The organism is Allobosea sp. (assembly GCF_017308015.1).
Taxonomy (GTDB): Bacteria; Pseudomonadota; Alphaproteobacteria; order Rhizobiales; family Beijerinckiaceae; genus Allobosea.
In genome coordinates this window covers 73,965-87,714 of the sequence record NZ_JAFKFW010000017.1, presented here as the reverse complement: position 1 = coordinate 87,714, position 13,750 = coordinate 73,965, and the positions used below count along the sequence as shown (strand labels likewise).

The 13,750-nt window shown below is 65.7% G+C and carries 11 protein-coding genes; 6 read left to right on the top strand and 5 right to left on the bottom strand.

Annotated elements, in window-relative coordinates; genetic code table 11:
* Positions 1 to 12 precede the first annotated feature (12 nt).
* From J0I42_RS15370 to J0I42_RS15355, 4 genes are all read right to left on the bottom strand, one after another.
* Positions 13 to 861 (bottom strand): ABC transporter permease, encoded by an 849-nt coding sequence (locus J0I42_RS15370; protein WP_291655964.1) that lies wholly within the window; start codon positions 859 to 861, stop codon positions 13 to 15.
* Complete coding sequence (locus tag J0I42_RS15365; protein ID WP_291655962.1) at positions 861 to 1,805, bottom strand: ABC transporter permease; 945 nt, start codon at positions 1,803 to 1,805, stop codon at positions 861 to 863. The genes J0I42_RS15370 and J0I42_RS15365 overlap by 1 nt, the downstream gene beginning before the upstream one ends.
* A gap of 210 nt (positions 1,806 to 2,015) precedes the next feature.
* Entirely contained in the window at positions 2,016 to 3,554 is a 1,539-nt protein-coding gene (locus J0I42_RS15360) for an ABC transporter substrate-binding protein (RefSeq protein WP_291655960.1), read from the bottom strand.
* Positions 3,555 to 3,611: 57 nt separating this feature from the next.
* Complete coding sequence (locus J0I42_RS15355; RefSeq protein WP_291655959.1) at positions 3,612 to 4,643, bottom strand: succinylglutamate desuccinylase/aspartoacylase family protein; 1,032 nt, start codon at positions 4,641 to 4,643, stop codon at positions 3,612 to 3,614.
* Positions 4,644 to 4,722: 79 nt separating this feature from the next.
* Between J0I42_RS15355 and J0I42_RS15350 the strand changes: the two genes are divergently transcribed.
* On the top strand, positions 4,723 to 5,481 hold the full coding sequence (locus J0I42_RS15350) for a GntR family transcriptional regulator (protein ID WP_291655958.1): 759 nt from the start codon (positions 4,723 to 4,725) through the stop codon (positions 5,479 to 5,481).
* A complete protein-coding gene (locus J0I42_RS15345; RefSeq protein ID WP_291655956.1) occupies positions 5,478 to 6,674 on the top strand; it encodes a mandelate racemase/muconate lactonizing enzyme family protein in 1,197 nt (398 codons plus the stop codon). Before J0I42_RS15350 ends, J0I42_RS15345 begins: the two co-directional genes overlap by 4 nt.
* A 105-nt stretch (positions 6,675 to 6,779) precedes the next feature.
* Here J0I42_RS15345 and J0I42_RS15340 read toward each other — a convergent pair whose 3' ends face one another.
* A complete protein-coding gene (locus tag J0I42_RS15340) occupies positions 6,780 to 7,508 on the bottom strand; it encodes a class I SAM-dependent methyltransferase (RefSeq protein ID WP_291655955.1) in 729 nt (242 codons plus the stop codon).
* Between the two features lie 541 nt (positions 7,509 to 8,049).
* Here J0I42_RS15340 and fdnG point away from each other — a divergent pair.
* The 4 genes from fdnG (at position 8,050) to fdhE (ending at position 13,728) form a co-directional block, all read left to right on the top strand.
* Positions 8,050 to 11,133, top strand: a complete 3,084-nt coding sequence (gene fdnG / locus J0I42_RS15335) for a formate dehydrogenase-N subunit alpha (protein WP_291655954.1) — start codon at positions 8,050 to 8,052, stop codon at positions 11,131 to 11,133.
* A gap of 10 nt (positions 11,134 to 11,143) precedes the next feature.
* Positions 11,144 to 12,064 carry a formate dehydrogenase subunit beta gene (gene fdxH, locus J0I42_RS15330; RefSeq protein ID WP_291655953.1) on the top strand — a complete coding sequence of 307 codons (921 nt, stop codon included), beginning with the start codon at positions 11,144 to 11,146 and terminating at the stop codon, positions 12,062 to 12,064.
* Positions 12,048 to 12,743 (top strand): formate dehydrogenase subunit gamma, encoded by a 696-nt coding sequence (locus J0I42_RS15325; RefSeq protein WP_291655952.1) that lies wholly within the window; start codon positions 12,048 to 12,050, stop codon positions 12,741 to 12,743. Before fdxH ends, J0I42_RS15325 begins: the two co-directional genes overlap by 17 nt.
* 64 nt (positions 12,744 to 12,807) lie before the next feature.
* Positions 12,808 to 13,728, top strand: coding sequence for a formate dehydrogenase accessory protein FdhE (gene fdhE / locus J0I42_RS15320; RefSeq protein ID WP_291655951.1), 921 nt, complete (start codon positions 12,808 to 12,810; stop codon positions 13,726 to 13,728).
* Positions 13,729 to 13,750: the final 22 nt, after the last annotated feature.

Genomic DNA, 13,750 nt, shown 5'->3' with positions numbered 1-13,750 from the left:
GCTCCAGCGGGTTCAGAATTTCAGGCGAGGGTCGAGCACGTCGCGCAGGCCGTCGCCGAGCAGGTTGAGGCCGAGCACGCAGGCGATGATGGCGAGGCCCGGAAACACCGTGATCCACGGGGCTTCGCGCATGAAGTCGCGCCCCTGGGCGATGATCGAGCCGAAGGAGGCGGCGGGCGGCGGCGGGCCGGCACCGACGAAGGAGAGCGCCGCCTCTGCCAGGACCGCAATGGCGAAGACATAGGTCAGGCGCACGATCAGCGGGCCGGCGACATTGCGCAGCACATGCTTGAACAGAATGGTCCATTCGCCGACGCCGATCGAGCGGGCGGCAGCGATGTATTCCTGCTCCTTCTCGAGCAGAACCGAGGCGCGCACGATGCGGGCGGTATGCGGCGTCGTGGCGATGGCGAGCGCGATCACGACATTGGTGAGCGAGGCGCCGAGCACCGCCGAGACGACCATAGCGAGCACGATCGACGGGAACGCCATCAGCGCGTCCATGATCCGCATGATCGGCTGGTCGAGATGATAGAAATAGCCGGCGATGGCGCCGCTCAGCGTGCCGGCGATGCCGGCCAGCACGACGGTGAAGGCGCCGATGGCGAGCGAGATGCGGGCGCCGATCATCACGCGCGAGAGGATGTCGCGACCGAAATGGTCGGTGCCGAACCAGTGCACCGCGCTGGGCGCGGCGAGCCGCGCGCGGACATTGCTCTTGAGCGGGTCGAAGGGTGTCAGCCAATCGGCGGCAAGCGCGACCGCGATCATGACGAGCACCAGCACGGCGCCGATCACGAAGGAGCGGTTGCGCAGCAGGCGCCCCCAGAGGGCGCGGCCGACGAGGGGCGTGCCCTGCATCAGGCCAGCCTCACGCGCGGGTCGACCACGGCGTAAAGAATGTCGACGACGAGATTGATCGCGAGATAGACGACCGCGAGGAAGAGCAGCCCACCCTGCAGCACCGGGAAATCGCGCGAGGCGATGGCGCCGACGATCAGGCGGCCGATGCCGGGGATCGAGAAGACCTGCTCGACGATGACCGCGCCGCCGAGCAGCGCACCGGAGACGATGCCGATCACTGTGAGGATCGGGATCATCGCGTTCGGCAACGCATGGCGCAGGACGACATGGAGCTTCGCCAGCCCCTTGGCGTCGGCGGTGCGGACATAATCCTGACTGAGCGTGTCCAGCATCGAGGCGCGCGCCATACGCGCGATGAAGCCGACCTGGACCAGCCCCAAGGTCAAGGCCGGCAGCACCATGCCACGCAGCCATTCGGCCGGCGACTGCAGGAAGGGCGTGAAGCCACCGCTCGGCAGCCAGCCGAGGGACACCGCGAAGACCAGCACCATGACGAGGCCGAGCCAGAAATCCGGCACCGACAGCCCGAGCAAGGCCGTGGTCATCACCGCCTGATCGGCCCAGCGGTTGTGATTGACGGCCGCGACGATGCCGGCGGCAACGCCGAAGAAGACGGCAAAGGCGAGCGCCAGCGCCGCCAGCGAGAGTGTGACCGGAAGGCGCTCGATCAGGGCCGCCGTCACCGAACGGTTGAGCAGGATCGACTGGCCGAGATCGCCGCTGAGGATGCGTCCGTACCAACCAAGCATCTGCTGCGGCAGCGAGAGGTCGAGCCCGAGCGCGCTGCGCAGCTTGGCGACCTGCTCGGGTGTCGCCGAGGCGTCGAGAAAGGCCGCCGCCGGATCGCCCGGCACCAGCCAGATCAGCGCGAAAGACATCAGCGAGACCAGGACGAGCACGAGAAAGGCGCCCGCGAGCCGGCGGATCAGGAAATGTCCCATGCCGCCCTCCTTTCGAGCGTCAACGCTTCATCGAGACAAAGCACCGGTCATCCCGGGCGACCGGAGGGAGACCCGGGATCCATTCCGGAGCGCTTCCGATGAAGGCTCAGGCATGGATCCCGGATCGGCGCCGCTCCGCGGCTTGTCCGGGATGACACGGCTATGATGGCGTCGGTCGATGCCCATGGAAACAGGCGTCGACCGTTGCGCTCAGGGCTCCAGCCAGACGCCCCACATGCGCGGGATGCGATAGGGCTTGAAGTTCTTGAGCTTCGCAGTCGAGGCCTGGAAGACCCCGTAATTGCCGGCCTTCATCGCCACAGCCGCATCGTACATGTGCTTCTGGAAGGCGTCGAAGAGGGCCTTGCGCTTGCCTTCGTCCATCTCGGCGTTGAAGGCGGCGGCGATGCGGTCGATCTCCGGATCCTTCGCCTGCTGCGAGAGGCCGTTGACCCAGGGCGCCATCACCGAACCCGGCCCCTCATAAGGCTCGATGCCGAAGCCATGCGTCCAGAAGGTCCAGCCCGTCGGGGTGAAGCCGATCTTCGAGACGGTCGGCCAGTCGGAGACCGCGATATCGACCTCGACGCCGATCTCCTTCAGCTTCTGCTGGACCAGCGTCGCGGTATCGACATTGGGGCGCAGGTTGTCGGTGATGAAGGTGATCTTGCCGCCCTTGTAGGAGGATTTGGCGAGCAGTTCCTTGGCGATCTTGATGTCGTTCTTATTGTATTTGTCGCTGCCGACCGTCGAGTGGAAGGCTGCGCCCGGATAGAGCCAGCTCGGGTCCATCTGGTAGATATCGGCGTAGGAGATCGCCATGATCTCCTCCATGTCGAGCGCCGCCTGGACGGCGAGCCGGAAATTCACGTCATTGGCCGGTTCCTGCGCCTGGTTGAACTTGATCACCTGCAGGCCGAACGGCATCACCTTGTGGATGGTGAAGCGGTTATCGGTGCCGAGCCGCTTGGCGGTCGGGCCGTCCACGGTCTCGTTGAACTGAATCTGTCCGGCTTCGAGCGCGGCGCTGCGGGCGCCGCCTTCCGGCATGAAGCGGAAGGTCACGGTATCGAGGAAGGCCTCCTTCTTGCCGGCGAAACCGTCGCGGCCCGTGCCCTTCGGGTTTGGCGCATAGCCGTCATAGCGCGTCAGCTTGACGTGGCTGTCCGGCTTGTACTCGACGAACTTGTAGGGACCGGTGCCGATGATCTCGATCTTGCCGGCCTCCTTGGCGGCCTCGCTCGCCGGATAGATCGCGATCGGGGCGCGCGGCGACGAGAGATTGTCGAGGAAGGTCGATTGCGCCTGCTTCAGCGTGACCGTGACCTCATGCTCGCCGCTCGCCTTGATCGTGTCGATGGCGGCGACCAGCGCCGGCGAGGCGCCGACCTTGCGGTAGCGCTCCAGCGAGGCGACGACATCCGCCGCATCGAGCTTCTTGCCGTTATGGAAGGTCACGTCCTTGCGGATCGGGAAGACATAGGTCTTGCCGTCGGGCGAGACCGTCACACCCTCGGCCAACTCCGGCACGGGCTTGGCGTTTTCGTCGCGGGCATAGAGCGTCTCGAAGATGTGGAGCGTGACGTTGCGCGAGGCCTGCGCGGAGGTGATCTGCGCATCGAGCGAGGGCGGCGCCTGGCTGATGCCGATGACGACGTCACCGCCCTTGCGCTGGGCCAGTGCGCCTTGAGCCCCTCCGAGCATAAGCGCCGCCGCGAGAGCCGCGCCGACGATGATGTGCTTTGCCATGTTCTTGTCCCCTCAGGATTGATGGTCAGGCACGTGGTGGTTCAGGCGTGAGCTTGGTCAGGCGGCGGCGCGCACCGCGTCATAATCCTCCATCAGCACGGCCACCGCATCGCCGCGCTGCACGCGGCCCGGGCCGGCGGACATCCACAGCACGCCGTCGCGGCGGTAGTGCACCTCCAGCGGGTCGCGGTCGATGTCCTCGATGAAATGCAGGTAGCCAGCTAGATCGCCGGCACGGCAGATGTCGCCGACAATGTTGCGTGGCTCGAACAGCCCGCCAGCCGGCGCGAAGGAATAGCCAGCGGCATCGCGCACCATCATGTGGCGGGTGCCGGGCGAACCGTCACGCTGCGTCGTGTCGGGCTTGCCGTCCATCAGGCCGAAATGCTTGAGAATATTGGTCAGGGCCCGGTCGGCGATGCGCACGCCCTCGACATTGACCCGGCCCCAGCCGCCGAGCTCGGTGCCGAGCGAGAGGATGCCGCGGCGCTCGACCGATGAGGTCAGCGTCGCGCCCTCGTCGACGCCCCAAAACACGACGTTGTAGGGCGCCCCGAAGGCCGCGGCCGCCGCCATGGTGCGCTCGCGCAATTTGGCGTCGGCGACATAGTGCATGTTGGTCGAGAGCGCCGAGTCGCCGGAATGGCCGGCGGTGTGGAGATCGACGGAGACATCGACCAGCGGCAGCACCACCGTGTCGACGAAATGCGCCAGCATCTCCGAGAAGGTGCCGCGCGGATTGCCGGGGAAACAGCGATTCATGTCGCGATTGTCGACCGGCGAGAGCCTGGTATCGTTGAGCACGGCCGGCATGTTGAGCGCCGGGATCATGATCACCCTGCCCTGCACCTTCGCCGGATCGAGACTGCGGGCGAGGCGCGACACCGCGATCTGGCCCTCGTATTCGTCGCCATGCACGCCGCCGGTGAACATGATGGTCGGGCCGGAGCCGTTCTTCACGCTGACGACGGGAATCTCGACGACTCCCCAGCCGGACGTATTGCGCGATAACGGCGCCCGCAGATATCCGGCCTGTCGCCCGGAAGCTTCAAAGTCGATCTCGCACCGAACCCGACTTTCCGACGCCATGGCGATCCCCTTCTCGCTCTTGCGTTTCGTATGATTGTATACGATCATACGACCTGTCAAGCGAAGGACAGAGTGCCGAATGACTGAAGCGGGCGAGCAAGTGCGGGCAGCCGGTACGGCTACGGAGGAGCGGGCTAAAAGCTCAGGCCCCGACTGGCAGCCATTGCAACCGCAGACGCTTGTCGACCACGCCATCGAGGCGATCATTGCCGGGGCCGCCGCCGGGCTGATCCTGCCGGGCGACCGGATCGTCGAAGTCGACCTCGCCCGCAAGCTCGGGGTCAGCCGCGTGCCCGTACGCGAGGCCCTGCGGCTGCTCGAAAGCCAGGGCGTCGTGGTCAGCGAGCCCTATAAGGGCATCCGCCTGCGCCCGGTGACGAACGAACGCGTCTCGGACCTGATCGAGGCACGCATCGCGCTTGAAGCCAGCGCCGTGGCCCGGGCGGTCGCCGCCGGCCGCAACCGCGGCGCCCATCTGAACGAGTTGCGTGCGGCCGTTGCCGAAATGGAGCTGATGGCGGCGCGCGGCAGCGCCTATGGCGTCGCTGTCGCCGATACCGGCTTTCACCGCGCGCTCTGCCGGCTCGGCGGCAACAGCGTCACCTTCGACCTGTGGGAAACGCTGGCGCCGCAATGCACGATCATTTTCGGCCTCGCCACCTTCGGCAAGCCGATGGCCGGCGTGGTCGAGGAGCATGTCGACCTGCTCGCCGCCTTCGAGGCCGGCGATATCGCGGTGATCACCCGCACGCTCGACGAGCACATCACCGTCATGAACCACGCGATGGATTACGAGGCCATCGTCGCCCAGCGCCGCAAGGAAAGGGATTTGCCGTGAACGACCAGTCTATCCAGACGCGCGCGGCCGGCCGGGCGGCGGGGCTCCCGCCCTTCCGCATCACCCGCATCGAGGCCGCCCCCCTCTTCGGCGAGAGCCCGAAGGGCGGCTGGTCGGCGGAGATCCGGCCGGAGGATTCGATCCATGCGCTGATCGCGGTGCATACCGACCAGGGCCTGACCGGCTATGGCAGCGTCTTCACCGATGGCCGCCTCGTGCAGGCAGGCCTGAAGGTGCTGGAGCCGCTCTTCCTCGGTGCCGACGCGCTTTCGCCCGATTTCGTCAGCGAGAAGCTGCACCAGAACACTTTCTGGATGGGCCGCGGCGGCACGCTGACCCATACGATCAGCGGCATCGACATCGCGCTGTGGGACATTCTCGGCCAGGCGACGGGGCTCAGCGTCGGGCGGCTGCTCGGCGGACGCTATCGCGAGCGGGTGCAGCCCTATTGCTCGCTCCTGATGGAGGAGCCGGAGGCGATGCGGGATGTCGTCGCGAGCTATCGCGACAAGGGTTTCAGCGCCTTCAAGATCGGCTGGGGGCCGTTCGGGCGGGCGCTCGACGTCAAGCTCGACGAGGCGATCGTGCGCGCCGCGCGCGAGGCGGCGGGCGATAAATCCAAGCTCTTCGTCGACGCCGGCGCCAGCGACGCGCTCTGGCCGCACGGGCTGAAATGGGCCAAGCGCACCGCGCAGATGCTGGCCGATTACGAAGTCGGCTGGTTCGAGGAGCCGGTACGCCCGGACGCCATCGACGACTATCGCGAGTTGCGACGCTCCTCGCCCGTGCCGATCGCCGGCTGCGAGGTGCTGACCCGGCGCCAGAGCTTCATTCCCTGGCTGACCACCGGCGCGCTCGACATCGTGCAGCCCGACGTCACCAAGGTCGGCGGCATCTCGGAGCAGCGCCGGATCGCCTGGATGGCCTATGATCTCGGCATCAAATATGTCGGCCATGGCTGGAACACGGCACTCGGCCTCGCCGCCGACCTGCAGATGGCTTCCGCCTTCCCCGATGCCGATCTCGTCGAGTTCATCGGCGGCAGCCCTTATGTCGACGGCATTCTGGCGAAGCCCTTCGCGCTCGACGCAGAGGGCTGGCTGACGATCCCCGACCTGCCGGGACTCGGCGTCACGATCGATCGCGACAAGCTCGGCCGGTACACGCCGGACCCGCAGGCGTTGTTCGGATGATGTTCCAGCGAGCCGGTTTAGCGGAGTGATCGGCACGGTCGGCGCGAAGACGGATCGCGGTTTCCAAAAGCCCTGATCCGTCACGCTCAAGCAGCGAGGACGCGGTCACTTCCGGCAGACGAAGATGCGGTCGAGCCCCTGCGGTTCGAACGCATGCTTCTCGGTCAGGCGGCTGCGCTCACCGTCTTCGGCCGAGAACCTGATCTCATCGACGTCGAAGCCGACGCCGGCAAGCTTGTCGGGGAAGTCTCGCCCATAGAGCCGGACATGGTCCCAGCCGCAGATGCGCTCGATCTCGGCTGCCGGCATGTCCGCCGGCGGCTCCCAGGTTTCCTCTCGCGACTGGTCGAGCGGTACCGAGAAGAAGGCGGTGCCGCCGGGCTTCAGGACGCGGAAGCACTCGCGCATGCCTTGGGCGTCGTCGGGGACGTGCTCCAAAATATGATGGCAGATCAGATAGTCGAAATGGCCGTCCTCGAACCGGATATCGGTGATGTCGACCACGGCATTCGCGACCTTGCTGATCTTGACGTCGCCGGCGACGTAGCGGGGATTGTTCTTCCACAAGCGGAAGAACGGCCTCTCCGGCGAGAAATGCAGCACTGCCTTGTCGGTCAGATCGAGATGGTGCGCCCGCAGATACAGCCCCATGATCCGGTCGCGCTCCTTGGAGGAGCAATTCGGGCAGCGCGCCTCCGGCCGGGGGCCGACGTCGAGGAAGCGTCCCTCGTAGCCGCAGATCGTGCAGAGCCGGGCCGGGCGCACCTGCAGGAACTGGCCCGGCTTGCGAACCCCGGCGCGCAGATATTCCTGCGCAAATACGCTGATGTTCATGCCAGAAACACAGTCAGGACACAGCATGCGGGCCGCAATCGGCAGCCCGGCACGACAGGTCGTGACGTCCCCACGAGAGATACGGACGATTGGAATATTCGAGCGTCTTTGAGAAAGCCACCGTTATTGTGCACCTCCCATTTGGGAGGTGCACACGGAATCGCTCCGGCATGTCGACGAGGTGCCGAACATGCTCCGGCGCCTTGATGTGGCGCCTCCCACTCGCCAAGTTCCGACCCGTGCCCGGGTGCTCCACAGCGTCGAGCGGTCAGGTCACCAGCCCGGTACAGATCGACGATCGCGGCTGGGGCGGCGGGCGCTCCAGCAGATCCCTCGCAGGGCCTCGCCCGCCTGGCGTCTCGCTGGCACGGTCGCGGGCATACGATCACGGGCGCGACGCCTTGCCGGAGCAAGACGGATCGTACACCCAAAGTCTAAGAGACCCCACTCCGGGCGACGAGGCACGCGCCTTGACGCCCTCGCTCCAGAGTTTCACTATTCCAAATTGAACAACGTCTTGTCGTTCGCCTGGGAGGTTGAGATGCTGCATGAGCTCTCGCGTCGCCAGTTTCTGAAAGCCGCAGGTGCGGGGGTCGCCGGTTCTGCCGTCGCCGCACTTGGGTTCGGGGGTGCCGAGGAGGCACTTGCCCAGGCCGTGCGGCCCTTCAAGCTGGCGCGCACCACGGAAACACGAAATACCTGTCCGTACTGCTCCGTCGCCTGCGGCGTGATCATGTACAGCCTCGGCGACAAGTCCAAGAACGCCCACCCGGCGATCATCCATATCGAAGGCGATCCGGACCACCCAACCAATCGCGGCACGCTCTGCCCGAAGGGCTCCGCCCTGCTCGACTTCGTCCATTCCGAAACGCGCACCAAGGTCCCGCAATATCGCGGCCCGGGCGAGAAGGCGTTCAAGCAGATCAGCTGGAACGAAGCGCTCGACCGCATCGCGCGATTGATGAAGGACGACCGCGACAAGAACTTCGTCGCCAAGAACCAGGACGGCGCCACGGTCAACCGCTGGCTGACCACGGGCTTCCTGGCGGCGTCGGCGACCACCAACGAGACGGCCTTCGTGACCTACAAGGTCGTGCGAAGCCTCGGAGTACTGGCGTTCGACAACCAGGCGCGCGTTTGACACGGACCGACGGTGGCCAGTCTGGCCCCAACATTCGGTCGCGGTGCGATGACCAACTCCTGGACGGACATCAAGAACACCGACCTCGTCATCATCATGGGCGGCAATGCCGCCGAAGCGCACCCTTGCGGCTTCAAATGGGTCACTGAGGCGAAAGCCCAGCGTGGCGCCAAGCTGATCGTCGTCGACCCGCGCTTCACGCGCTCGGCCTCGGTCGCGGATTTCTATGCGCCGATCCGGCAAGGCACCGACATCGCCTTCCTGCTCGGGGTGATGAAATACTGCATCGACAACGACAAGATCCAGCACGACTACGTGCGCGCCTTCACCAACGCGCCCTATATCGTCAAGGACGGCTTCAACTACGAGGACGGCCTCTTCACCGGCTATGACGAAGCCAAGCGCGACTACGACCGATCGAGCTGGGAATACGAGCTTGGGCCGGACGGCTATGTCCAGGTCGACGAGACGCTGCAGCATCCGCGCTGCGTCTACCAGCTCCTGAAGAAGCACGTCTCCGTCTACACCTCGGAGATGGTCGAGCGCATCTGCGGCACGCCCAAGGACAAGTATCTCGCGATCTGCAAGATGATCGCGGAGTGCTCGACGCGCGACAAGACGATGACGTCGATGTACGCGCTCGGCTGGACGCAGCATTCCAAGGGCTCGCAGAACATCCGCTCGATGGCGATGCTGCAGCTCCTGCTCGGCAATATCGGCGTGCGCGGCGGCGGCATGAATGCGCTGCGCGGGCACTCCAACATCCAGGGACTGACCGATATCGGCCTGATGTCGGATCTGATCCCCGGCTATCTGGCGATCCCGAAGGACAAGGAGGTCGACTTTTCGACCTATATGTCCACGCGCGGCTTCAAGCCGCTGCGGCCCAACCAGATGAGCTACTGGCAGAACTACAGGAAGTTCATGGTGAGCTTCCTGAAGTCGATGTGGGGACCGGCCGCAACGGCCGAGAACGAGTTCGCCTACCAGTGGCTGCCCAAGCTCGACGTCGCCGGCTACGACATGCTGCGGACCTTCGACCTGATGCATCAGGGCAAGGTCAACGGCTATTTCTGCCAGGGCTTCAATCCGCTGCTCTCCGCCCCCAACCGGGGCAAGATCACGGCGTCGCTGTCGAAGCTGAAGTTCCTGGTGGTGATGGACCCGCTGCAGACGGAGACATCCCGGTTCTGGAAGGACGAGGGCGTCCATAACGACGTCAAGCCTGAGTCGATCCAGACCGAGGTGTTCGAACTGCCGACGACCTGCTTCGCCGAGGACGAAGGCTCGCTGGTCTCGTCCAGCCGCTGGCTGCAATGGCACTGGCCGGGCCAGGAACCTCCGGGCGAGGCGAAGACCGACGCCTGGATCATGGCGCAGCTCCACCTGCGCCTGCGCGAGCTCTACGCCAAGGAGGGCGGCGCCTTCCCCGATCCGATCGTCAATCTGCACTGGCCCTATCGCGACCCGCAGGACCCGCAGCCCGACGAGATCGCGAGGGAGCTCAACGGCTACGTCGTCTCCACCGTCACCGATCCGGCCGACCCCACAAAGGTCGTGCTGGAAAAGGGCAAGCAGGTCGATACCTTCGGCCAGTTGCGCGACGACGGCTCGACCGCCTGCGGCTGCTGGATCTATTCGGGCAGCTGGACCGAGCGGGGCAACATGATGGCCCGGCGGGACACCAATGACCCCGGCAATACCGGCGCCTACCAGAACTGGGCCTTCTCCTGGCCGGCCAACCGGCGCATCCTCTACAACCGCGCCTCGGCCGATATCAACGGCAAGCCCTGGGATCCCAGGCGTAAGCTGATCGAGTGGAACGGCACGGCCTGGACCGGCTACGATGTCCCCGACATCGCAGTAAACGCCAAGCCGCAGGATGTCGGACCGTTCATCATGAACCCGGAAGGGTCGGCGCGGCTGTTCTCGCGCGGCCTGATGCGGGACGGCCCCTTCCCGGCCCATTACGAGCCGTTCGAAAGCCCGATCGCCAATGTCACGGCTCCAAAGATCCGCGGCAACCCGGTCGCGCGCATCTTCAAGGACGACCTCGCCGCACTCGGGACCTCGGAGAAGTTCCCCTATGCGGCGACCTCCTACCGCCTGACCGAGCATTTCCACTTCTGGACGAAGCATGTCTGGGTGAATGCGGTGCTCCAGCCGGAGTTCTTCGTCGAGATCAGCGAGCAGCTGGCCGCGGAGAAGAACATCCAGAAGGGCGGCTGGGTGAAGGTCTCCTCCGCCCGCGGCACGGTCTATGCCAAGGCGGTGGTGACCAAGCGCATCAAGCCGCTCGTCTGCGACGGCAAGACCGTCCATGTGGTCGGCATCCCGCTCCACTGGGGCTTTACCGGCGCGGCCAAGAAGGGCTTCGGCCCCAACAGCCTCACCCCGTTCGTCGGCGACGCCAACACCGATACGCCCGAGTTCAAGGCGTTCCTGGTGAATGTCGAGCCGTCCAACGGACCGGCGACGAGCTAGGGAGGGCGCAATGGCTGGATTGCAAAGTCAGGACTTCGCCCGCATCTCGGCGACCACCTTCAGGCCGCCGGATGTCCGCCACGATTTCGAGGTGGCCAAGCTCATCGACGTCTCCAAGTGCATCGGCTGCAAGGCGTGCCAGTCGGCCTGCCTCGAGTGGAACAATCTGCGCGAGGAGGTCGGGATCAACCGGGGCGTCTATGACAACCCGCACGATCTGACGGAAAATACCTGGACGCTGATGCGGTTCACCGAATGGGAGAACCCGGAGAGCGGCAATCTCGAATGGCTGATCCGCAAGGACGGCTGCATGCATTGCGCCGATCCGGGTTGCCTCAAGGCCTGCCCCTCCCCCGGCGCGATCGTGCAGTACAATAACGGCATCGTCGATTTCGTCTCGGAGAACTGCATCGGCTGCGGCTATTGCGTGAAGGGCTGCCCCTTCAACATCCCGCGCATCAGCCAGGCCGACCACAAGGCCTATAAGTGCACGCTCTGCTCGGACCGGGTCTCGGTCGGCCAGGCGCCGGCCTGCGCCAAGGCCTGCCCGACCGGCGCGATCGTGTTCGGCACCAAGAAGGCGATGCTCGACCATGCCAATGGCCGCATCTCCGACCTGAAGTCGCGCGGCTTCAAGAATGCCGGCATCTACGACCCGCCGGGTGTCGGCGGCACGCATGTGATGTATGTGCTGCATCATGCCGACAAGCCGCAGCTCTATGCCAACCTGCCGAACAACCCGCGGATCAGCCAGGTCGTCGAACTCTGGAAGGGGCTGACCAAATATGCCGGCATGGCGGCGGTCGGCTTTGCCGCCGCCTTCGCCTTCGTCCATGCGACGATCGCCCGACGCAACGATGTCAGCCGCGCCGAAGACCGCGAGGCCGAGCATCTGATCGACGAGGAGGCAGCCCGTGGCCGTAAGACGTGAAGAGGAGCGCACGACCGTCGACCGCTATCCCGGCCGCGTGCGCGTCAACCACTGGGTCACCGCGATCTCGCTGATCCTGCTCACGCTCAGCGGGGCAGCCCTGTTCCACCCGGCGCTATTCTTCCTGTCGAGCCTGTTCGGCGGCGGCTCGGCGGCGCGGATGCTGCATCCCTGGATCGGCGTCGTCCTGCTCGCGAGCTTCGCGATCCTGTTCGTCCAGATGGTCAAGTACAATTTCTGGACGAAAGCCGACACCAGATGGATGGGTCATATCGGCGAGGTGATGTCGGGCCGCGAAGAGAACCTGCCCGAGGTCGGCAAGTATAACGGCGCGCAGAAGATCGTCTTCTGGCTGATGACGCTGCTGATCATCGTCCTGTTCGGGACGGGCATCGTGATCTGGTACGAGTATTTCGGCGCGAGCTTCACCATCGAGCAGCAGCGCTTCGGCCATATCATCCATGCGCTGGCGGCGATTGCGATGCTGCTCGTCGTCATCGTCCATATCTATGCCGGCTTCTATGTCCGTGGCACGATCAGCGCCATGACGGAGGGCAAGGTGACGGGCGGCTGGGCCTTCCGCCACCATCGGCTCTGGCTGCGGCAGGAGGCGCGCGAGGGCGTGATCGACGAGCGTCAGGCGCCGCCACGCCGCCATAGTCCCGGCCCGGCCGAATGAATGCGACTGCGGGGCGGCACCCGCCGCTCCGCCTCCCGTGACCCGTGCGGTTCGAGAGGACTGAATGAGCGACGATCAGGATCTGGCAACCTTCGAAGATGTCGGCACGCCCGAACGTGACAAGCCGCCTTTCCTGCGCCTGCCGGAGCCCGCGACGCTCTTTGCCCGGAGAGCGGACCGGTTCGCCGCCCTGGCGCCGGGGCACCAGCTCGAGGCCTATCTCGCCTTTCTCGCCGACCTGAGCCGGGCGCAGGCGACGCTGGCAGGGACTGCAGGACCGCCCGGCATGCCCTCCCCCGATGAATTGCGGTTGCGAGCGGTCAACGCCATGCCGGTGCTGCCGCGCGAGGAGCTGGCGAGTAACCCGGCGGTGTCGGACACCTTCGACCGGCTCGCGGAACGCCTGACCGATGTCGCCATGCCGGACCTCGCCCGCGCCGCCCTCGCACGCGCCGTCGCGGCCGGGCCGGAAGCACGGCAGGCAATGTTCGCCGCCGTGCTGGCCGATGCAGTGCCGGTCGAGGCGGTCGCCGAGCATATCTTCGCCGCCGCCGCCCTGCAGGTCGTCGCGGCCCGGCGGAGCGCCCGGCTCGACCCCGCCCTACCCCAGCCGGTGGCAGACGGGGTCTGTCCGTGCTGCGGCGGCCCGCCGGTGGCGAGCACGGTCGTCGCCGATCTCAATGTCGAGGGCGTGCGCTATGTCCAGTGCTCGCTCTGCGCAGCGCAGTGGAACCATGTCCGGGTGAAATGCGTTTCGTGCGGCTCGACCAAGGGTATCGCCTATCAGGAGATCGAGGGCATCGCCGATACGATCAAGGCCGAAACCTGCGACGAGTGCCGGACCTATGTTAAGATCCTGAATCGCCGCAAGGACCCGAATCTGGAACCGGTCGCGGACGATGTCGCGAGCCTGGGGCTTGACCTGCTGGTGACCGAGGCCGGCTGGCACCGGGCAGGGGTGAACCCGCTTCTGCTCGGGTATTGATCAAGCGTCTCCCGGAGGGAGC